The organism is Pectobacterium punjabense, assembly GCF_012427845.1.
GTDB lineage: Bacteria > Pseudomonadota > Gammaproteobacteria > Enterobacterales > Enterobacteriaceae > Pectobacterium > Pectobacterium punjabense.
Map to the genome: position 1 here is coordinate 1,520,009 of NZ_CP038498.1, position 19,697 is coordinate 1,539,705.

Genomic DNA, 19,697 nt, shown 5'->3' on the forward strand with positions numbered 1-19,697 from the left:
AAAAGGATAGATAATGAGTAGCGTAGATATTCATGTACCCGACCTGCCTGAATCCGTCGCTGACGCCACGGTGGCTACCTGGCATAAAAAGCCAGGCGATGGCGTCCAGCGCGATGAAGTACTGGTTGAAATTGAAACTGACAAAGTTGTACTGGAAGTTCCTGCCTCTGAAGCCGGTATTCTGGATGCCGTGTTGGAAGAGGAAGGTGCAACAGTAACGTCTCGCCAACTGCTGGGCCGCATTCGTCGTGGCGACAGCTCTGGTAAAGAAACCAGCGAGAAATCACAAAGCAAAGAATCAACACCGGCACAGCGTCATACGGCTGGGCTGGAAGAAGAGAACAGCGACGCGCTCAGCCCGGCTATCCGCCGTCTGATTGCAGAGCACGATCTCGATGCTTCTGCTATCAAAGGCAGCGGTGTAGGCGGTCGAATTACCCGTGAAGACGTGGATAAACATTTGGCGGCCCAGAAGAAAGAGTCTGGTAAAGCGCCTAAGTCTGAAGCGCCTGCCGCTTCTCCGGCACCGGCTCTGGGCGCGCGCAGCGAAAAACGCGTGCCGATGACGCGTCTGCGTAAGCGTGTTGCTGAGCGTCTGCTGGAAGCGAAAAACAGCACGGCAATGTTGACGACGTTCAACGAAATCAATATGCAGCCAATCATGGATCTGCGCAAGCAGTACGGCGATGCATTTGAGAAGCGTCATGGTGTGCGTCTGGGCTTCATGTCCTTCTACATCAAAGCCGTGGTCGAAGCGCTGAAGCGTTATCCAGAAGTGAATGCGTCTATTGATGGCGAAGATGTGGTTTACCACAACTACTTCGATGTCAGCATTGCGGTTTCTACCCCGCGTGGCTTGGTTACGCCAGTGCTGCGTGATGTCGATGCGCTGGGCATGGCCGATATCGAGAAGCGAATCAAAGAGCTGGCCGTGAAAGGCCGTGACGGCAAACTGACGGTTGAAGAACTGCTGGGCGGTAATTTCACCATTACCAACGGTGGCGTCTTTGGCTCTCTGATGTCTACCCCAATCATCAACCCACCGCAGAGTGCGATTCTGGGTATGCACGCCATTAAAGATCGTCCGATGGCGGTTGATGGTCAGGTAGTTATTCTGCCGATGATGTATCTGGCGCTGTCTTACGATCACCGTTTGGTCGATGGCCGTGAGTCCGTTGGCTTCCTCGTGACGGTGAAAGAGATGCTGGAAGATCCAGCGCGTCTGCTGTTAGACGTTTAGTCCGACAGATAGGCTTTCGGGCGGGTAACCCTGACGGTTTCCGCCCGAAACGGTATACCCGTTATACTTCAAGCTGCATGTGCGTTGGCCTTCCTCGCTCACCCCAGTCACTTACTGGTGTAAGCTCCTGGGGATTCACTGTGTCGCCGCCTTCCTGCAACTCGAATTATTTAGGGTATAGACAAGATTATGTGCTATGCAGGCCGTTTTTTCTTAACGGCGTTATCCAAATATATCAGAGAGTTAATGGCGCTTTTCTCTACCGAAAGATTCGGTGATGAAAAACCGTCTGCCGACTTATCTCCAAACCTAAATGGATAGAACATCATGAATTTACACGAGTATCAGGCAAAACAACTCTTTGCTCGATATGGTTTACCGGCACCGACCGGCTATGCCTGCACCACTCCGCGTGAAGCGGAAGAAGCCGCGTCTAAAATTGGTGCGGGTCCGTGGGTCGTAAAATGTCAGGTTCACGCAGGCGGTCGCGGTAAAGCGGGCGGCGTTAAAGTTGTCAGCAATAAAGAAGATATCCGCGCCTTTGCTGAAAACTGGCTGGGTAAAAAACTCGTTACTTATCAAACTGACGCGCAGGGTCAGCCGGTTCATCAGATTCTGGTTGAAGCCGCGACAGATATCGACAAAGAGCTTTATCTGGGCGCAGTTGTTGACCGTGGCACGCGTCGCGTGGTGTTCATGGCGTCCACCGAAGGTGGCGTAGAAATTGAAAAAGTGGCGGAAGAGACGCCGGAACTGATCCACAAAGCTGCCATCGATCCACTGGTAGGCCCACAGCCTTATCAAGGCCGTGAATTGGCTTTCAAACTGGGCTTAAGCGGTAAGCAAGTTGCTCAGTTCACCAAAATCTTCATGGGTCTGGCGACGCTGTTCCTGGAACGCGATCTGGCGCTGGTAGAAATTAACCCGCTGGTTATCACCAAGCAGGGCGATCTGATCTGTCTGGATGGCAAACTGGGTGCGGACGGCAATGCCCTGTTCCGTCAGCCTGAGCTGCGTGAAATGCGCGACCCAAGTCAGGAAGATTCCCGTGAAGCGCATGCGGCACAGTGGGAATTGAACTATGTGGCGCTGGACGGCAACATTGGCTGCATGGTCAACGGTGCTGGTCTGGCGATGGGCACGATGGACATCGTGAAACTGCACGGTGGTGCTCCTGCGAACTTCCTCGATGTTGGTGGCGGCGCGACGAAAGAACGTGTTACTGAAGCGTTTAAAATCATCCTGTCTGACGACAAGGTAAAAGCTGTCTTTGTTAACATCTTTGGTGGCATCGTACGTTGCGATTTGATCGCTGACGGCATCATCGGCGCCGTAGCCGAAGTGGGTGTTAACGTACCGGTTGTGGTACGTCTTGAAGGAAACAATGCGGAGCTGGGTGCCAAGAAACTGGCGGATAGCGGCCTGAATATTATTGCCGCGACCAGCCTGACGGGTGCTGCTCAGCAGGTTGTTGCAGCTGTGGAGGGTAAATAATGTCCATTCTGATTAATAAAAATACCAAAGTTATCTGTCAGGGTTTTACCGGTAGTCAGGGGACATTCCACTCTGAGCAAGCGCTTGCTTACGGTACGCAAATGGTTGGCGGTGTGACGCCGGGTAAAGGCGGCACGGAACATCTGGGTCTGCCCGTATTTAATACGGTACGTGAAGCGGTAGAAGCGACGGGCGCAACGGCATCCGTTATCTACGTTCCCGCTCCGTTCTGTAAAGACTCCATTCTGGAAGCGATTGACGCAGGTATCGAGTTGATCATCTGTATCACCGAAGGTATCCCGACGCTGGATATGCTGACGGTGAAAGTGAAGCTTGATCAGAGCGGCGTGCGGATGATTGGTCCGAACTGCCCAGGGGTGATCACACCGGGTGAATGTAAGATCGGTATTATGCCGGGCCATATTCACCTGCCGGGTAAAGTCGGTATCGTTTCTCGTTCAGGTACGCTGACGTATGAAGCCGTGAAGCAAACAACTGATACCGGGCTGGGTCAGTCCAGCTGTGTGGGTATCGGCGGCGACCCGATCCCAGGTTCTAACTTCATTGATATTCTGAAGCTGTTTGAACAGGACCCACAGACAGAAGCCATCGTCATGATTGGTGAAATCGGTGGTACGGCGGAAGAAGAAGCTGCGGCGTATATTAAAGAGCACGTGACTAAACCCGTTGTTGGTTACATCGCGGGTGTAACTGCGCCGAAAGGCAAGCGTATGGGCCATGCTGGCGCCATCATTGCCGGTGGTAAAGGTACTGCCGACGATAAATTCGCAGCGTTAGAAGCGGCCGGTGTCAAGACCGTTCGCAGTCTGGCGGATATCGGTGATGCCGTAAAAGCAATATTAGCACGTTAATCGATTGTTCGATTAAACATACTAGCCACCTCCGGGTGGCTTTTTTGTGCAAAAGAGAATGGAATTCAATAAGATCAAATATGAGAGAGTATTGTTAATTTATGCAACAATTATAAAACAATAAAAAAACGGAAGAATCAGTAATAAAATAAGAAAAAGCATACGAAAAAAAGAATAAAAAATGTGCCTTATTGTATGTAAATAATCGATAACGGAAAGTAGCGATTATATTGCTGAATTAATTTAACTTAAACCTAAAAATTACATTGCATTAACAATAAGCGCAATAAAGAAATTAATGCAACGCATCAATCACGAGAAAGGCGTTAAATTGTTTTAGATCAAAAAACGCCTCTGGATATAATTTATGAAATAGGCTTAAATTGCGCGAGGTCAATTATCGCCTTTTGCACCTTTTGGCGGGAAAGTTGATTTGAAGCCAAAAACCTAGTCTAGGTCACGTAAAAACCTATTTATTGTAGGGGATTACAGGCGTAATATACGGCTACCTCCTTATGGGGTACGCTATTTGTAATACTTGTGATTTATCTTGAGCTTGCTGTCGGGGCGTCGCGATGTGACTGCTCTGGTGAACGGTATTTTTAGTGTTTGTTACAGCCGATGTTAAAGCAATTCTTGTTGTGTTCTTTTTGGGTGTAATGGCCGAATGTTTGGCGGCTTGTCAGCGTTTGCAAGCTAATCCCTTCCTGCGAGGAGCAAGGAGTCAAAATGTTTGATGTAGTCGAACTGTCACGTTTACAGTTTGCCTTAACTGCAATGTACCATTTTCTATTCGTACCATTAACGCTGGGGATGGCGTTTTTGCTGGCGATTATGGAAACGGTATATGTGCTGTCCGGCAAACAAATCTATAAAGATATGACCAAATTCTGGGGCAAGTTATTCGCAATTAACTTTGCTCTTGGGGTCGCTACCGGATTGACCATGGAGTTTCAATTCGGGACCAACTGGTCATATTTCTCTCACTACGTCGGAGATATTTTCGGCGCGCCGCTGGCTATTGAAGGCTTGATGGCATTCTTCCTGGAATCGACCTTTGTTGGCTTGTTCTTCTTTGGTTGGGACCGTTTAGGAAAAGTGCAGCATATGGCCGTTACCTGGCTGGTCGCACTGGGTTCTAACTTCTCTGCACTGTGGATTCTGGTCGCTAATGGCTGGATGCAAAACCCCATCGCATCAGATTTCAATTTTGAAACCATGCGAATGGAAATGGTGAGCTTCGCTGACTTGGTACTGAATCCAGTTGCTCAGGTGAAATTCGTTCACACGGTGGCAGCAGGTTACTGTACCGGCGCGATGTTCATTCTGGGTATCAGTTCCTACTATCTGTTGAAAGGCCGCGACATTGCGTTTGCCAAGCGTTCATTTGCTATCGCAGCAAGCTTCGGTCTGGCTTCTGTCTTGTCTGTTATCGTACTGGGTGATGAATCCGGTTATGAAATGGGTGACGTGCAGAAAACCAAACTGGCAGCGATTGAAGCCGAATGGGAAACACAGCCGGCTCCGGCATCCTTTACGCTGATTGGCATCCCTAATCAGGATACGATGGAAAACAACTATGCCATCAAGATCCCTTACGCTTTGGGGATAATTGCCACCCGTTCGACTGACAAAGAAGTGACGGGTCTGAAAGAGCTGATGGCGATGCATGAAGTGCGTATTCGCAATGGTATGAAGGCGTACCACTTGCTGGAAGAATTACGCGCGGGCAACACCGACCCGGCAGTAAAAGAAGCGTTCGATCAGTCTAAGAAAGACTTGGGCTATGGTCTGTTGCTGAAACGCTATACGCCGAAAGTCTCTGATGCATCAGAAACTCAGATTAAACAAGCGGTTAAAGATTCTATCCCTCGTGTAGCACCGCTGTATTTTTCTTTCCGTATCATGGTAGGTTGCGGCATTCTGATGCTGTTGATCATTGGCCTCTCTTTCTGGACCGTTCTGCGTGGCAAAATTGGTCAGAAACGCTGGCTGCACCGCATCGCCCTGTATGGTATTCCGCTGCCGTGGATTGCTATCGAAGCAGGTTGGTTTGTTGCCGAATACGGCCGTCAACCTTGGGCTATCGGTGAAATCCTGCCAACAGCTGTCGCGACCTCATCGCTGACAGCAGGGGATATTCTGTTCTCAATGGGGCTGATCTGTGGTCTGTATACGCTCTTCCTGGTTGCAGAAATGTATCTGATGTTCAAATTCGCACGTCTGGGGCCGAGCAGCTTGAAAACTGGGCGTTACCATTTTGAACAACCTATAGCGGCTGCGCAGGAAGCACGGTAAACAGGAGTCCACTATGTTTGAATATGAAGTCTTACGTTTTATCTGGTGGCTGTTGATCGGTATTTTGCTGATTGGCTTTGCTATCACTGATGGTTTTGACATGGGTGTGGGCATTCTGGTCCGTCTGATGGGGCGTGGGGATACCGAGCGTCGCGTCATGATTAACAGTATTGCTCCGCACTGGGACGGTAACCAGGTCTGGTTGATCACCGCAGGTGGCGCACTGTTTGCTGCCTGGCCGATGGTTTACGCCGCCGCGTTCTCTGGTTTCTACATTGCCATGATTCTGGTGCTGGCCTCACTGTTCTTCCGTCCTGTCGGCTTCGATTACCGTTCAAAAATCGAAGATCCGCGCTGGCGGGGAATGTGGGACTGGGGCATCTTTATTGGCAGCTTTGTGCCACCGGTTGTCATTGGTGTGGCGTTTGGCAACCTGTTGCAAGGTGTTCCGTTCCACGTCGATGAATATCTGCGCCTGTACTACACCGGAAACTTCTTCCAACTGCTGAATCCGTTTGGTTTGCTGGCTGGTGTGGTGAGTCTGACGATGATTCTTACTCAGGGTGCAACCTACCTGATGATGAGGACCACGGGCGATTTACACGTGCGTTCCAAATCTGCCGCGCAAATTTCCGCGCTGGTGATGATGGTGACGTTTGCTCTGGCTGGCGTATGGGTGATTTACGGCATTGATGGTTATGTGGTGACGTCGGCGATTAACACTGCTGCTGAGTCTAACCCACTGCGTAAAGAAGTCGTTCAGCAGGCAGGTGCCTGGCTGGTCAACTTTAATAACCATCCTGTGCTGTGGGCGATTCCCGTACTGGGCGTGGTGTTGCCAGTGTTGACTACCCTTATGGCGCGTGCAGAGAAAGGAGCGTGGGCATTCTTGTTCTCTTCTCTGACTATCGCCTGTGTGATTCTGACCGCTGGGATCGCCATGTTCCCGTTCATTATGCCGTCAGTCACCGTGCCTAACGTCAGCTTGACGGTATGGGATGCGACATCGAGTCTGCTGACGTTGAAAGTGATGACTGTGGTTGCGATTATTTTCGTTCCCATCGTGCTTTCTTACACTGCGTGGTGCTATTACAAGATGTTCGGTCGTATTACTAAAGAGCAGATTGAGCAAAACACTCACTCTATGTACTAAGTAAGGAGCTTAATTTATGTGGTATTTTGCCTGGATACTCGGAACGCTTCTTGCTTGCTCACTGGGGATCATCACAGCCCTGGCTATTGAGCAGAGTGAGGCAAGTAAAGCGGCTGAAGACGATAAGCAATGAATGATCTGGTCGATAAACTCTATCGCCTGATGGATAAGAGCCCGTTAAGGGCTCTTTCCCTTATAATGGCGTTGCTACTCGCTGGCTGTGTCTTCTGGGACCCGACGCGTTTTGCTGCGCGTACCAGCGAACTCGCAGTTTGGCAGGGGCTGCTGTTGATTTGGGCCGTTTGCGCAGGCGTTGTTCATGGCGTGGGTTTCCGTCCACATCGCCTGCTTTGGCGCGCGTTTTTCGCACCACTTCCTGCCTTTGTGATCCTGTGCGCAGGATTGTACTATTTCTTCGGTTAAAATAGTCTCCTATTCCATTTAATTATGGGTTGCTTGCGACCCATAATTATTTTCTTTCCGCTGTCACAATCCATTCCAAACCTCATTTCTCTTGCGTATAGTAGCGAGGTTTAATGCATTACCGGGATGTAGAGTGAGTAATTCGTTGTTTCGCTGGCCAGTTCGAGTCTACTTTGAAGACACTGATGCAGGTGGCGTTGTCTACCATGCGCGCTATGTTGCCTTTTATGAAAGGGCAAGAACCGAAGCGTTGCGGGAACGTAACTTTCACCAGCAAGCCTTGCTAAGTGAGCATGTCGCGTTTGCTGTTCGTCGGATGACGGTGGAGTATCTTGCTCCTGCACGCCTCGACGACATGCTGGAAGTGCAGAGCGAGATTATCTCGCTGCGTGGTGCTTCTCTGACTTTCGCACAGCGTATTCTCAATGCTCAGGGCACCCTGCTAAGCCATGCTGAAGTTTTGATCGCATGCATCGATCCACATCAAATGAAGCCAATTGCGCTTCCTAAGTCTATTGTCGCGGAGTTCAAGCAGTGACTGACATGAACGTTTTTGATTTGTTCCTGAAGGCAAGCCTTCTGGTCAAACTAATCATGCTGATTTTAATCTGTTTTTCTATCGCTTCCTGGGCGATCATTATTCAACGTACCCGAATTTTGAATGCGGCGACACGTGAGGCTGAGGCGTTCGAGGACAAATTCTGGTCGGGTATCGAACTGTCGCGTCTCTATCAGGAAAGCCAAAGTCGCCGCGATAGTCTGACGGGTACTGAACAAATCTTCCATTCAGGTTTCAAAGAATTTGCGCGGTTGCATCGTGTTAACAGCCATGCGCCGGAAGCGGTGGTAGAAGGTGCATCCCGGGCGATGCGTATTTCAATGAATCGTGAATTGGAAACGCTGGAAACGCACATTCCCTTCTTGGGCACCGTGGGTTCTATCAGCCCGTATATCGGCCTGTTCGGTACTGTTTGGGGGATTATGCACGCTTTTATCGCGCTGGGCGCCGTGAAGCAGGCAACCTTACAAATGGTTGCACCTGGTATTGCCGAAGCCTTGATTGCTACGGCAATCGGCCTGTTTGCTGCGATTCCTGCGGTCATGGCGTATAACCGCCTTAGCCTGCGGGTGGGTAAACTGGAGCAGAACTACGACAACTTTACGGAAGAGTTCATCGCGATCCTGCACCGTCAGGCATTCTCCAGCGACAACAGCAAGTAATCAGGGGGGATCATGGCACGAGTACGCAGAGGTCGTCGTGAGCTGAAATCCGAGATCAATATTGTTCCGCTATTGGACGTGCTGTTGGTGCTGTTGCTGATTTTTATGGCGACAGCCCCGATTATTACGCAGAGCGTTGAGGTAGATCTGCCGGATGCAACCGATTCAAAAACGGTCTCCAGCAATGACAATCCGCCCGTGATCGTAGAAGTTTCAGGCATAGGGCAATATAGTCTGGTTGTTGAGCAAAACCGTATGGAGCAGCTTCCGGCAGAGCAGGTGGTTGCTGAAGCGCAATCACGACTGGCTACTAACCCCAAGACGGTCTTTTTGATTGGTGGTGCGAAAGATGTTCCTTATGATGAGATCATTAAAGCGTTGAATTTGTTGCATCAGGCTGGCGTAAAGTCCGTTGGTTTGATGACGCAACCGATTTAAATGAGCGCATCACGGTTATGATCGTTAAGCCTATTTCTGGCAACACTGTTTTTGGGAATCGCTTGTGCTAAAGGCAAACGAACAAAACGATAAGCTGAAACGCGCCGTTATTATCTCGGCTGTTCTGCACATCATACTGATTGCTTTGCTGCTCTGGAGTTCGTCGACGCAAACGATGGATGCCAGCGGGGGCGGTGGAGGCTCGTCAATTGATGCAGTGATGGTCGATCCGAGCGCGGTGGTAGAGCAGTATAACCGCCAACAGCAGCAGCAGACCGATGCAAAACGTTCTGAACAGCAGCGTCAAAAGCAGGCTGAACGGCAGGCCGAAGAGCTTCAGCAGAAGCAAGCCGCTGAACAGCAGCGGCTGAAAGAGCTAGAAAAAGAGCGTCTGCAAGCGCAGGAAGAAGCGAAAAAGCAGGCTCAGGAGCAGGCTGAACAGCGTAAGCAATCTGAAGCGGCGGCTCAGCAGGCAAAAGAACAGCAGAAGCAGGCAGAAGCCGCGGCGGCAAAAGCGAAAGCTGAAGCTGAACAGCAGGCGAAAGCGGCAGCGGACGCTAAAAAGAAAGCGGAAGACGAAGCGAAGAAACAAGCTGCTGCGGCCGCTGCTGCTAAGAAGCAGGCGGAAGAGGAGGCTAAAGAAAAAGCCGCTGAGGCTGCCAAGCAAAAGGCAGCAGAAACCGCGAAAGCAGAAGCAGCCAAGGCTGCCGCAGAGGCGGCAAAAGAGGCTGAACAAGCTAAACAAAAAGCAGCAGCTGAGGCAGCGAAACAAAAAGCTGACGCTGATGCAGCGAAAAAAGCAGAAGCAGCTGCGGCGGCTAAAAAAGCCGCTGATGATAAAAAGAAAGCGGCAGCAGAGGCTGCTAAGCAGGAAAGCGCCGTTGATGATTTGCTGGGTGGGTTGGCTTCATCGAAAAACGCGCCGAAATCGGGCGGTGGTGCACCAGCGGGCACGGGTAACAATAAGAAGAGCGGTGCATCAGGTGCGGCGCTCGATAGTTATGGTAGCCAGGTTCGTTCAGCCATTCAGAGCAAATTTTATGACTGGCAGCTCTACAAAGGACGTACCTGTACATTACGAATTAAGCTGGCGCCAGATGGTCTGCTGATTGATGTCACGGCTGAAGGTGGCGATCCGGCGCTATGCCAGGCGGCTATTGCAGCTGCCAAACAGGCCAAAATACCGAAGCCACCGAGTACGGATGTTTATGAGGCTTTCAAAAATGCGCCAATAGACTTTAAACCGCAGTAACCGGGCTGTTTACCCAATAGATTTAAGATTATTACGATGGTAAATAAACCAGGTTATGTTGTTTTGTTGACATTGGTTTGTTTTTGTTAAAATTCTGCTAATTTATCGTAGACTTCGCGTCTGGATAAGGGAGATGAGATGAAGCAAGTACTGAAAGTTGCAGTAAGCTTTTTAATGCTGTGGGCAGCGGTGCTGCACGCGGAAGTACGTATAGAGATTACCCAAGGGGTAGACTCTGCACGTCCTATCGGCGTGGTTCCGTTCAAATGGGCGGGTCCGGGTGCTGCGCCTGAAGACGTAGGCGGCATCGTAGGTGCTGATTTGCGTAATAGCGGTAAATTCAACCCTATCGACGCAAACCGTATGCCACAGCAGCCCGCAACGGCATCTGAAGTGACGCCTGCTGCATGGACGGCGTTGGGTATTGATGCGGTGGTTGTTGGTCAGGTTCAGCCGAGTGCCGATGGCAGCTATCTGGTTTCTTACCAGCTTGTCGATACTTCTGGTAACCCGGGGAACGTACTGGCTCAGAACCAGTTCAAGGTGACCAAACAGTGGCTGCGCTATGCTGCGCACACGGCCAGTGATGAAGTGTTTGAAAAACTGAGTGGTATCAAAGGTGCGTTCCGTACCCGTATCGCTTACGTTGTTCAGACTAACGGTGGTCAGTTCCCTTATGAGCTGCGCGTTGCCGACTATGATGGCTACAACCAATTCGTTGTTCATCGTTCACCACAGCCGCTGATGTCTCCGGCCTGGTCCGCTGACGGTAGCAAACTCGCTTATGTAACGTTTGAAAGCGGTCGCTCTGCGCTGGTTATCCAAACGTTGGCAAATGGTGCAATCCGTCAGGTTGCGTCTTTCCCTCGTCACAACGGTGCGCCTTCTTTCTCTCCTGATGGCAGTAAACTGGCGTTTGCTCTGTCTAAGAGTGGTAGCCTGAATCTGTATGTGATGAATCTGGGCTCGGGTCAAATCAGTCAGGTGACCGATGGCCGCAGCAATAACACGGAACCAACCTGGTTCCCAGATAGCCAAACCTTGGCCTATACTTCAGACCAGGCTGGTCGTCCTCAGGTTTACAAAGTTAATGCTAACGGCGGTGCACCACAACGCCTGACCTGGGAAGGTTCTCAGAATCAGGATTCCGATGTGAGCGCCGACGGGAAATTTTTGGTAACGGTGAGCTCGAATGGTGGGGCTCAGCATATTTCCAAACTGGATCTGGTAACGGGTGCCGTACAAGTATTAACGGACACGTTCCTGGACGAAACGCCAAGTATCGCACCGAATGGCACGATGGTGATCTACAGTTCCAAACAAGGGCTGGGTTCAGTGCTACAGCTGGTTTCGACCGATGGCCGTTTCAAAGCGCGTCTTCCGGCTACTGATGGACAGGTTAAATTCCCTGCCTGGTCGCCGTATCTATAAGTACAGATATGTACAATAAACTCGTCAAAGGACATAAGAAATGCAATTCAATAAAGTGCTGAAAGGCCTGATGTTGGCTCTGCCGGTACTGGCAGTGGCCGCTTGTAGCTCCAACAAGAACGCGGACAATGACCAATCTTCCATGGGTGCGGGTAACAACGGCATGATGGACGGCGGTAACATGTCTTCTTCTGAGCAAGCTCGTTTGCAGATGCAAGAATTACAGCGCAACAACATCGTTTACTTCGGTCTGGACAAATACGATGTGAGCTCTGAATTTGCTCAGATGCTGGACGCCCACGCTGCATTCCTGCGTAGCAACCCGTCTTACAAAGTGACTATCGAAGGTCACGCGGACGAACGCGGTACGCCAGAATACAACATCGCTCTGGGTGAGCGTCGTGCCAACGCGGTACAAATGTACCTGCAGGGTAAAGGCGTTTCTTCCGATCAGATCTCTATCGTTTCTTACGGTAAAGAAAAACCAGCTGTTCTCGGTCATGACGAAGCGGCCTATGCCAAAAACCGTCGTGCCGTTCTGGTATATTAAGAGAATCGCATGAGCAGTAACTTCAGACGTCACCTGTTGGGTCTGTCGTTACTGGTTGGCGTAGCGGTCCCTTGGGCCGCTACTGCCCAAGCGCCAATCAGTAATGTCGGCTCAGGCTCGGTCGAAGACCGTGTCACTCAATTGGAGCGTATTTCTAACGCTCACAGTCAGCTTTTAACTCAACTTCAACAGCAGATCTCTGATAATCAGCGAGACATGGACAGCCTCCGTGGGCAGATCCAGGAAAGTCAGTATCAGTTGAATCAGATTGTTGAACGGCAAAAACAGATTTATCAGCAGATTGATGGATTAAGTTCGCAATCATCTTCTACACCGACGACAGGCGGCACACCTGCCGCTGCTGCGGGTACTGACACCGGTGCGGCCAATACGGCTGCACCGGCCAGTACGGGTGATGCGAATAGCGACTATAATGCCGCAGCTGCGCTCGTGCTGGAGAAAAAACAGTACGATCAGGCTATCAGCGCGTTTCAGGCATTTGTCAAAAAGTATCCAGACTCAACCTATCAACCAAATGCCAACTATTGGCTTGGTCAGTTGAATTACAACAAGGGGAAAAAGGACGATGCTGCGTACTATTTCGCCAATGTTGTTAAAAATTATCCCAAGTCACCAAAAAGTTCCGAAGCCTTGCTGAAGGTTGGGGTGATCATGCAGGAAAAAGGTCAGGCTGATAAAGCCAAAGCCGTTTACCAGCAAGTTGTAAAAATGTACCCCAATACGGAAAGTGCAAAGCAAGCGCAAAAGCGTTTAGCGGGATCGTAATACCGTATTAATTGGCACAAAAATTGCGCATCATGCGCGGTTTTTGTGCCTAAACGTCTTAAGAGTAAGCAATCAAACAGTTTTTTAAGAAAATAGGTTGCGCTGAAAATTTAAATCAGTAATATGTGCCGCCGTTGCCAAGGCAAACAGCGAAACGCTAAAGCAGCATGAAATTGGGTCGTTAGCTCAGTCGGTAGAGCAGTTGACTTTTAATCAATTGGTCGCAGGTTCGAATCCTGCACGACCCACCAATTTCAAGTTTGATAATTGATTTTGAATCGTGATGGATGAGAACCGAAAGGTTCGACAAAATCGGTAGTATCGATTTTGAACAGCGCGAAAGCGTTGGCCCGAAGGGCGAGTCCGTAGGACGAGTAATCCTGCACGACCCACCAATTTCAAATGTAGTTAATGTAGTTGTAGTATCGGTAAGTATCAAAGCAGTTCCGCATTGCGGGTCGTTAGCTCAGTCGGTAGAGCAGTTGACTTTTAATCAATTGGTCGCAGGTTCGAATCCTGCACGACCCACCACTTCAGCAGTAAAGTTCCTCCCTTGAATAAATTCGTTTTAAATTACATATTGCACGTGTCGTGTAGGTGAGACAAAACCATTGAAAATGGTTTTGAACAACGCTTGCGTTGACCCTGCAAGGGTGAGCCTTAGAATAAGGCGAATAACCTGCGCTTAGGTTCGAGCCGAGCGAAGCGAGACAGCAACGCGTCAGCGCTGATCCTGAAGGCTGAGTCATTCTGCAAGACCCACCATATCGGTAGTAAATTTCCCCCTCAAAGAAACTCACGTTATGGCTAGCGCACGTGCTGTGTCGATAAGATAAAACCATTATCATTCCCTGCTCGTTAAGGCTTTGGAATATATTAGGTCTTTGCCCCTCTCTATGGACTGTATAACCCGTCAGGAACTGTTTTCTAATCCTATTGAGCAGGGATGGAGTCATTGCCACAGGGAAGCGCGTATAGCCCTGTTTAGGAAGATATATGATTGGTCCGTTGATTAATGGTGCCGCTATCTTGATTGGTAGTGGTCTGGGTATTGCTTTGCGTCGTTTTATTCCCCAACGCTTGCAGGATGGCCTGCCCCCGGCGTTTGCGATGGTATCGATTGCAATGGGTATTACGCTGGTTGTTAAAGTCCAGCAACTGCCGGCGGTGGCGCTGGCTATTGTGATTGGTGTGGCGTTAGGAGAACTGCTACGGATGGAGTCCGCCGTGCAGCGGGCAGGTACGATAATTCAAAAAGGATTAAACCGCGTTCTGCCTGCACAGGAGCACCGTTTACCGCAGGATGTCTACACTCAGAATTTTACCGCGTTAATCGTCCTGTTTTGTGCCAGCGGCACTGGCGTAGTTGGGGCGTTGACGGAAGGGTTAACCGGTGATTATCAACTGCTGATTATCAAATCTGCTTTGGATATTTTCACTGCACTGATCTTTTCCATCACGCTTGGTCTTGCCGTGATGTCGATTGCGATACCGCAGATGATTGTCCAGACGCTGCTGTTCTTCTCCGCCAAATTGATCATGCCCTTTATGACAGACATCACGATGGGGGACTTTTCTGCCTGTGGTGGGATTATCATGATTGCCGTTGGACTACGGATTGCGCAGATCAAATCCTTTGCGGTAGTTAACTTTCTCCCCGCTTTGGTTTTGATTATTCCGCTCTCTCTCTATTGGCATCGGTTATTCGCCTGATGCGCGACGGCTGGTTAGCGGCTGACGATCGAGGGGATGTTGCCGCTAAAGATTTGTATCACTTCTTGATCGGTAAGCGGCACATTTTTGCTACACACATAAATATGCTTTCCTTGCGGGCTGATGCTCCTGGCGAGCTCCATGTAACTGGCAAATTCGACCTGGCTATGTCCGCCTTCATTCATCTCCATGGCATGGATGATGACCTTGTGCGAAGTGAATAGCCCAACCCATCGTTTGGCCGCAACCTTGGGTGCGAGCCGAGCCAATAGTGTCATTGCGGGAATCATTTGCCCGAGCAGTAGACGCGCGGTTGTAAAAGGTATTTCTGATTGCTCGGTGACCTCTTTTTTCGTGTCCACGTTTCTGACCATCAGCGTATCGCGATATATTCTGATATAGAGGCTGGCCATGCCATTTATCTCCTTGTCTCTCTTCTACAGATAATGTCTTTCACGCATTTCATCTCATTATTTTAAGCATAATAAACAAAATGGTGCGTAACCTCGAAAAAATACCGCGACTTTACGACGTGTTTTCGGTATTTTGTTTAGGATAAAAAACTCCGATGCTGATGCTAAATCAGTATCAGGTGTTGCAACCCGAGTTGTCATCGTGGAAATCCATAATGAGTATGCTTTTTGATAGCAATGAGACTATTTATCCCTTTCCGCCAAAGCCCAAGCCATTATCGGCTGATGCAAAACAGCACTATCGTAACAGGATAAAGGCACTGCTGCGGGAAAGAAACGCGGTCATGGTTGCGCATTACTATACCGATCCTGAAATTCAGGCGCTGGCGGAAGAAACGGGCGGCTGTGTGGCGGATTCGCTGGAAATGGCGCGGTTTGGTAGCACCCATTCGGCATCGACGCTGTTGGTGGCAGGGGTTCGCTTTATGGGAGAGACGGCCAAGATTCTCAACCCAGAAAAGACGATTCTGATGCCTACATTGGAAGCAGAGTGTTCACTCGATCTTGGTTGCCCCGTCGATGAATTCAGCCGTTTTTGTGACGCGCACCCAGACCGAACCGTGGTGGTGTATGCCAATACTTCTGCTGCGGTAAAAGCGCGTGCAGATTGGGTGGTGACATCCAGCATTGCGGTGGAGTTGATCGAACATCTGGATAGCCTGGGAGAAAAGATTATCTGGGCACCGGATCGCCATCTGGGAAGCTATGTACAAAAACAGACGCAGGCGGATGTCCTGTGCTGGCAAGGCGCGTGCATTGTGCATGACGAATTTAAAACGCAGGCGCTGAAGCGCATGAAGATCCTGTACCCCGATGCGGCAATTTTGGTTCATCCAGAATCGCCACAGAGCGTGGTAGAGATGGCTGACGCCGTTGGGTCAACCAGCCAGCTGATTCAGGCGGCGAAGACGCTGCCACAGCGCGAACTGATTGTGGCGACCGATCGCGGCATTTTCTACAAGATGCAGCAGGCCTGCCCGGAGAAAACGTTGCTGGAAGCGCCGACCGCAGGAGAAGGGGCAACCTGCCGCAGCTGCGCCCACTGTCCGTGGATGGCGATGAATGGGCTGGAGGCGATTGCTAACGGTCTGGAGCAAGGTGGCCATGCACATGAGATTCATGTAGATGCAGCCCTGCGAGAAGGCGCTTTAATCCCGTTGAATCGCATGCTGGATTTTGCAGCTTCGCTAAAATTGCGTGTGAAAGGGAATGCCTGACGGCGATCTTGAGCATCTTGATAGACATTTCTTACAATAATTGAGACAGGGTGGTGAGATGGATTTTTTTAGTACCAGTAATATTTTAATTCATATTCCGTTGGGGGAAGGGGGATACGACCTTTCCTGGATTGAAGCGATCGGCACGTTGTTTGGCCTGCTGTGTATCTGGTTCGCGAGTCAGGAAAAAACCATCAACTATCTGTTTGGGCTGATTAACGTCACGCTGTTTGCGGTGATCTTTTTCCAGATCCAGCTGTATGCCAGCCTGTTACTGCAAATTTTCTTCTTTGCCGCCAATATTTATGGTTGGTACGCCTGGACGCGTAAAACAGATGCGCAGGAAGTAGAGTTGCGCATCCGTTGGCTACCGGTGCAGAAGCTGATTGGCTGGTCGGTGGCCTGTATTATCGCAATTGGCTTGATGACGTTCTATATTGATGCGGTATTTGCCGTGCTGACGCGTATCGCTGTTTCTGGTATGCAGGGACTCGGGTTAGCGGTGCAGATGCCTAATCTCCAGCCGGATGCATTCCCATTCTGGGATTCTACCATGATGGTGTTGTCGATCGTGGCGATGATCCTGATGACGCGCAAATACGTCGAGAATTGGCTGCTGTGGGTGGTGATTGATGTGATAAGCGTGGTGATTTTTGCTTATCAGGGCGTGTACGCGATGGCAGTAGAATACGCGATCCTGACGCTGATTGCCCTGAACGGCTCTTGGCTGTGGATTAAGAGTGCGCAGGAAAACCGCGTCAGCGCGGTTTCAAACGGCGTGTAATCCAAACTTAATGCTTGTGGTGATGACCTTCTGCATCATGCTTTTCACCATCATGAATAGCTGAATGATGGTTTTCCTGATGAAAAGAGCAATGGTCATCATCACAGCGTTGATATTCCATCTGAATTGTCGCGTGTGTAATCTGATACTGCTTCAGCAAATATTCCTGAATACGTCTTAATAACGCATCGTGGTCGTGAGGTGGAACCACCTGCGCATGCAGCGTCATCATTGGTTTTTCGCCAACCTGCCATAAATGCACATGGTGGATATTCCTGACCTCAGGGATATTCAGCGTCAGATCTTTCTGTAGAACCTCAACGCTGAGTTGGCTCGGTGTGCCTTCCAGCAGTTCGTGAATACTTTCTTTCAATAACGACCATGCACTGCGTAGTACCAGACATGACACCAAAATAGAGAGAATCGGGTCGATAGGCGTCCAGTTGGTATAAAGGATGATGACGGCAGCAGCAATCGCACCGACGGAGCCTAGCAGGTCGCCCAGCACATGTAGGGCTGCCGCGCGGACGTTAATGTTTTTTTCTTCGCTACCGTGGTGTAACAGCCAAAAGGCCACGATGTTCGCCAGCAACCCGGCAATAGCGACAAGCAGCATAGTGACGCCAGCAACGGGCTGGGGGTCATAGAAGCGTTGAATCGCCTCCCAGAAGATGAAGGCAGTAATCAGTATCAACGTTAGCGCGTTCACAAAGGCGGCGAGGGTGGTGAGCCGCAAATAGCCGAAGGTATGGCGAGCATTGGGTTTACGCTGTGCGAAACGCACGGCGATAAGCGCGACGAACAGCGCCGCTGCATCCGTCAGCATATGACCCGCGTCCGCAAGCAGCGCGAGGGAACCGGACAACAGACCGCCAATGACCTCAGCAACCATAAACGTGGCGGTAATGATAAACGCGGCCAGCAGACGTTTACTGTTGCCCGATTCCGTGTGGCTGTGGTTATGTGCCATAAATCACCCTGAGTTGCGGTTTTATCCCATTTTATTGAAACCCACAGAGAAAGCCTATCCTGTGTTCACCGACCTGGCGGTTGGGCTATTTTCTAGTGAAAATAGGATGGATGCGGCATCTGAGAGCATTTGATCGCGTAAATCCCGCTGATTTCAGCGTCCTGATAACACCAGCTTGACATATAATAATCAATCTTCAATATGAAACATCCCGTTTCTCAGTCTGCCCGCACAGGCGGGATGGCGCGTATTGGATGGGGCTAACATACCGTTTCGGAACCGATGGATTTATTTATGAATTACCAAAATGACGATTTAAGAATTAAAGAGATCAATGAACTTTTGCCGCCGGTTGCTTTGCTAGAAAAGTTTCCAGCCACGGATAAGGCCGCGGAAACGGTATCGTTCGCGCGTACAGCTATCCATAAAATTCTTAACGGCAATGACGATCGCCTGCTGGTGGTGATTGGTCCTTGCTCGATCCACGATACGAAAGCGGCGAAAGAGTATGCCGCGCGTCTGCTGACGCTGCGTAACGAGTTGAGTGACGATCTGGAAGTGGTTATGCGCGTTTATTTTGAAAAACCGCGTACGACGATCGGCTGGAAAGGGCTAATCAACGATCCGCACATGGATAATAGTTTCCAGATCAATGATGGCCTGCGTATTGCGCGCCAGTTACTGCTGGAAATTAATGATATTGGTTTACCCGCTGCCGGTGAATTCCTCGATATGATTACCCCGCAATACATGGCGGATCTGATGAGCTGGGGCGCTATTGGCGCACGTACAACCGAATCTCAGGTACACCGAGAACTGGCATCTGGTCTGTCATGTCCTGTCGGTTTTAAAAACGGCACCGACGGCACCATCAAAGTAGCGATTGATGCAATCAACGCCGCCAGTGCGCCACACTGCTTCCTCTCTGTCACCAAATGGGGACATTCGGCTATCGTGAATACCAGCGGTAACAACGATTGCCACATCATCCTGCGTGGCGGTAAAACGCCGAACTACAGCGCAGAGCATGTTAAGGATGTGAAAGTAGGTCTGGAAAAAGCCGGTTTGACTCCGCAGGTCATGATCGATTTCAGCCACGCGAACAGCAGCAAACAGTTCAAAAAACAGATGGAAGTCTGTACTGATGTTTGTGGACAGATTGCACAGGGTGAAAAAGCGATCATGGGCGTGATGGTGGAGAGCCATCTGGTTGAGGGTAACCAGAATCTGGAAAGTAGTGAGCCGCTAGTTTATGGCCGTAGCGTGACCGATGCTTGTATTGGCTGGGAAGATACGGAGTCTCTACTGCGCCAGTTAGCCTCTGCCGTACGCGAGCGCCGCAATAAGTAACATCGAATGGCGTGCTATCCGGCACGCCAATA

20 protein-coding genes, 2 tRNA genes and 2 other RNA genes are annotated in these 19,697 nt (G+C 50.1%); 22 read left to right on the forward strand and 2 right to left on the reverse strand.

Annotated elements, in window-relative coordinates; translation table 11 throughout:
• Positions 1-13: 13 nt before the first annotated feature.
• The 19 genes from odhB (at position 14) to E2566_RS06870 (ending at position 14,871) form a co-directional block, all read left to right on the forward strand.
• The gene (odhB, locus tag E2566_RS06780) at positions 14-1,240 is read left to right on the forward strand and encodes a 2-oxoglutarate dehydrogenase complex dihydrolipoyllysine-residue succinyltransferase (protein WP_107169822.1); all 1,227 of its coding nucleotides are present in this window, start codon (positions 14-16) and stop codon (positions 1,238-1,240) included.
• Between the two features lie 327 nt (positions 1,241-1,567).
• Complete coding sequence (gene sucC, locus E2566_RS06785; RefSeq protein ID WP_010285004.1) at positions 1,568-2,734, forward strand: ADP-forming succinate--CoA ligase subunit beta; 1,167 nt, start codon at positions 1,568-1,570, stop codon at positions 2,732-2,734.
• Complete coding sequence (sucD, locus tag E2566_RS06790) at positions 2,734-3,606, forward strand: succinate--CoA ligase subunit alpha (RefSeq protein ID WP_107169823.1); 873 nt, start codon at positions 2,734-2,736, stop codon at positions 3,604-3,606. The genes sucC and sucD overlap by 1 nt, the downstream gene beginning before the upstream one ends.
• A 729-nt stretch (positions 3,607-4,335) precedes the next feature.
• On the forward strand, positions 4,336-5,904 hold the full coding sequence (gene cydA / locus E2566_RS06795) for a cytochrome ubiquinol oxidase subunit I (protein WP_107169824.1): 1,569 nt from the start codon (positions 4,336-4,338) through the stop codon (positions 5,902-5,904).
• A 13-nt stretch (positions 5,905-5,917) separates the two neighbouring features.
• Positions 5,918-7,057, forward strand: coding sequence for a cytochrome d ubiquinol oxidase subunit II (gene cydB, locus E2566_RS06800; RefSeq protein WP_107169825.1), 1,140 nt, complete (start codon positions 5,918-5,920; stop codon positions 7,055-7,057).
• A 16-nt stretch (positions 7,058-7,073) separates the two neighbouring features.
• Complete coding sequence (gene cydX, locus E2566_RS06805; protein ID WP_069956042.1) at positions 7,074-7,190, forward strand: cytochrome bd-I oxidase subunit CydX; 117 nt, start codon at positions 7,074-7,076, stop codon at positions 7,188-7,190.
• On the forward strand, positions 7,187-7,480 hold the full coding sequence (ybgE, locus tag E2566_RS06810; RefSeq protein ID WP_107169826.1) for a cyd operon protein YbgE: 294 nt from the start codon (positions 7,187-7,189) through the stop codon (positions 7,478-7,480). Before cydX ends, ybgE begins: the two co-directional genes overlap by 4 nt.
• A gap of 133 nt (positions 7,481-7,613) precedes the next feature.
• Positions 7,614-8,018, forward strand: coding sequence for a tol-pal system-associated acyl-CoA thioesterase (gene ybgC / locus E2566_RS06815; protein ID WP_107169827.1), 405 nt, complete (start codon positions 7,614-7,616; stop codon positions 8,016-8,018).
• Entirely contained in the window at positions 8,015-8,701 is a 687-nt protein-coding gene (gene tolQ / locus E2566_RS06820) for a Tol-Pal system protein TolQ (RefSeq protein ID WP_107169828.1), read from the forward strand. Before ybgC ends, tolQ begins: the two co-directional genes overlap by 4 nt.
• A gap of 12 nt (positions 8,702-8,713) precedes the next feature.
• Positions 8,714-9,139 (forward strand): colicin uptake protein TolR, encoded by a 426-nt coding sequence (gene tolR, locus E2566_RS06825; protein WP_005973933.1) that lies wholly within the window; start codon positions 8,714-8,716, stop codon positions 9,137-9,139.
• Positions 9,140-9,203: 64 nt separating this feature from the next.
• Positions 9,204-10,391, forward strand: a complete 1,188-nt coding sequence (gene tolA / locus E2566_RS06830; protein WP_107169829.1) for a cell envelope integrity protein TolA — start codon at positions 9,204-9,206, stop codon at positions 10,389-10,391.
• A gap of 138 nt (positions 10,392-10,529) precedes the next feature.
• Positions 10,530-11,822: a Tol-Pal system beta propeller repeat protein TolB gene (tolB, locus tag E2566_RS06835; RefSeq protein WP_107169830.1), complete on the forward strand. Its 1,293-nt coding sequence runs from the start codon at positions 10,530-10,532 to the stop codon at positions 11,820-11,822.
• A gap of 40 nt (positions 11,823-11,862) precedes the next feature.
• Positions 11,863-12,372: a peptidoglycan-associated lipoprotein Pal gene (pal, locus tag E2566_RS06840; RefSeq protein ID WP_010299226.1), complete on the forward strand. Its 510-nt coding sequence runs from the start codon at positions 11,863-11,865 to the stop codon at positions 12,370-12,372.
• Between the two features lie 9 nt (positions 12,373-12,381).
• Entirely contained in the window at positions 12,382-13,158 is a 777-nt protein-coding gene (gene cpoB / locus E2566_RS06845) for a cell division protein CpoB (RefSeq protein WP_107169831.1), read from the forward strand.
• Between the two features lie 175 nt (positions 13,159-13,333).
• Positions 13,334-13,409: transfer RNA gene (locus E2566_RS06850), tRNA-Lys, on the forward strand.
• 15 nt (positions 13,410-13,424) lie between these two features.
• Positions 13,425-13,553, forward strand: a non-coding RNA gene (locus tag E2566_RS06855) — RtT sRNA.
• A gap of 60 nt (positions 13,554-13,613) precedes the next feature.
• Positions 13,614-13,689 (forward strand) — tRNA-Lys (locus E2566_RS06860).
• Positions 13,690-13,812: 123 nt separating this feature from the next.
• A non-coding RNA gene (locus E2566_RS06865) (RtT sRNA) lies at positions 13,813-13,923 on the forward strand.
• A gap of 231 nt (positions 13,924-14,154) precedes the next feature.
• Complete coding sequence (locus E2566_RS06870; protein ID WP_107169832.1) at positions 14,155-14,871, forward strand: DUF554 domain-containing protein; 717 nt, start codon at positions 14,155-14,157, stop codon at positions 14,869-14,871.
• Positions 14,872-14,885: 14 nt separating this feature from the next.
• On the opposite strand, the gene E2566_RS06875 is transcribed toward E2566_RS06870, so the two are convergent.
• Positions 14,886-15,284 carry a YjaA family stress response protein gene (locus E2566_RS06875; RefSeq protein ID WP_107169833.1) on the reverse strand — a complete coding sequence of 133 codons (399 nt, stop codon included), beginning with the start codon at positions 15,282-15,284 and terminating at the stop codon, positions 14,886-14,888.
• Between the two features lie 215 nt (positions 15,285-15,499).
• Here E2566_RS06875 and nadA point away from each other — a divergent pair, with 215 nt between their 5' ends.
• Both nadA and pnuC read left to right on the forward strand, forming a co-directional pair.
• A complete protein-coding gene (gene nadA, locus E2566_RS06880; protein WP_107169834.1) occupies positions 15,500-16,561 on the forward strand; it encodes a quinolinate synthase NadA in 1,062 nt (353 codons plus the stop codon).
• A gap of 58 nt (positions 16,562-16,619) precedes the next feature.
• Positions 16,620-17,345, forward strand: a complete 726-nt coding sequence (gene pnuC / locus E2566_RS06885; RefSeq protein ID WP_107169835.1) for a nicotinamide riboside transporter PnuC — start codon at positions 16,620-16,622, stop codon at positions 17,343-17,345.
• A gap of 7 nt (positions 17,346-17,352) precedes the next feature.
• On the opposite strand, the gene zitB is transcribed toward pnuC, so the two are convergent.
• On the reverse strand, positions 17,353-18,315 hold the full coding sequence (gene zitB / locus E2566_RS06890) for a CDF family zinc transporter ZitB (protein WP_107169836.1): 963 nt from the start codon (positions 18,313-18,315) through the stop codon (positions 17,353-17,355).
• Positions 18,316-18,609: 294 nt separating this feature from the next.
• Between zitB and aroG the strand changes: the two genes are divergently transcribed.
• Entirely contained in the window at positions 18,610-19,665 is a 1,056-nt protein-coding gene (aroG, locus tag E2566_RS06895) for a 3-deoxy-7-phosphoheptulonate synthase AroG (protein WP_107169837.1), read from the forward strand.
• Positions 19,666-19,697: the final 32 nt, after the last annotated feature.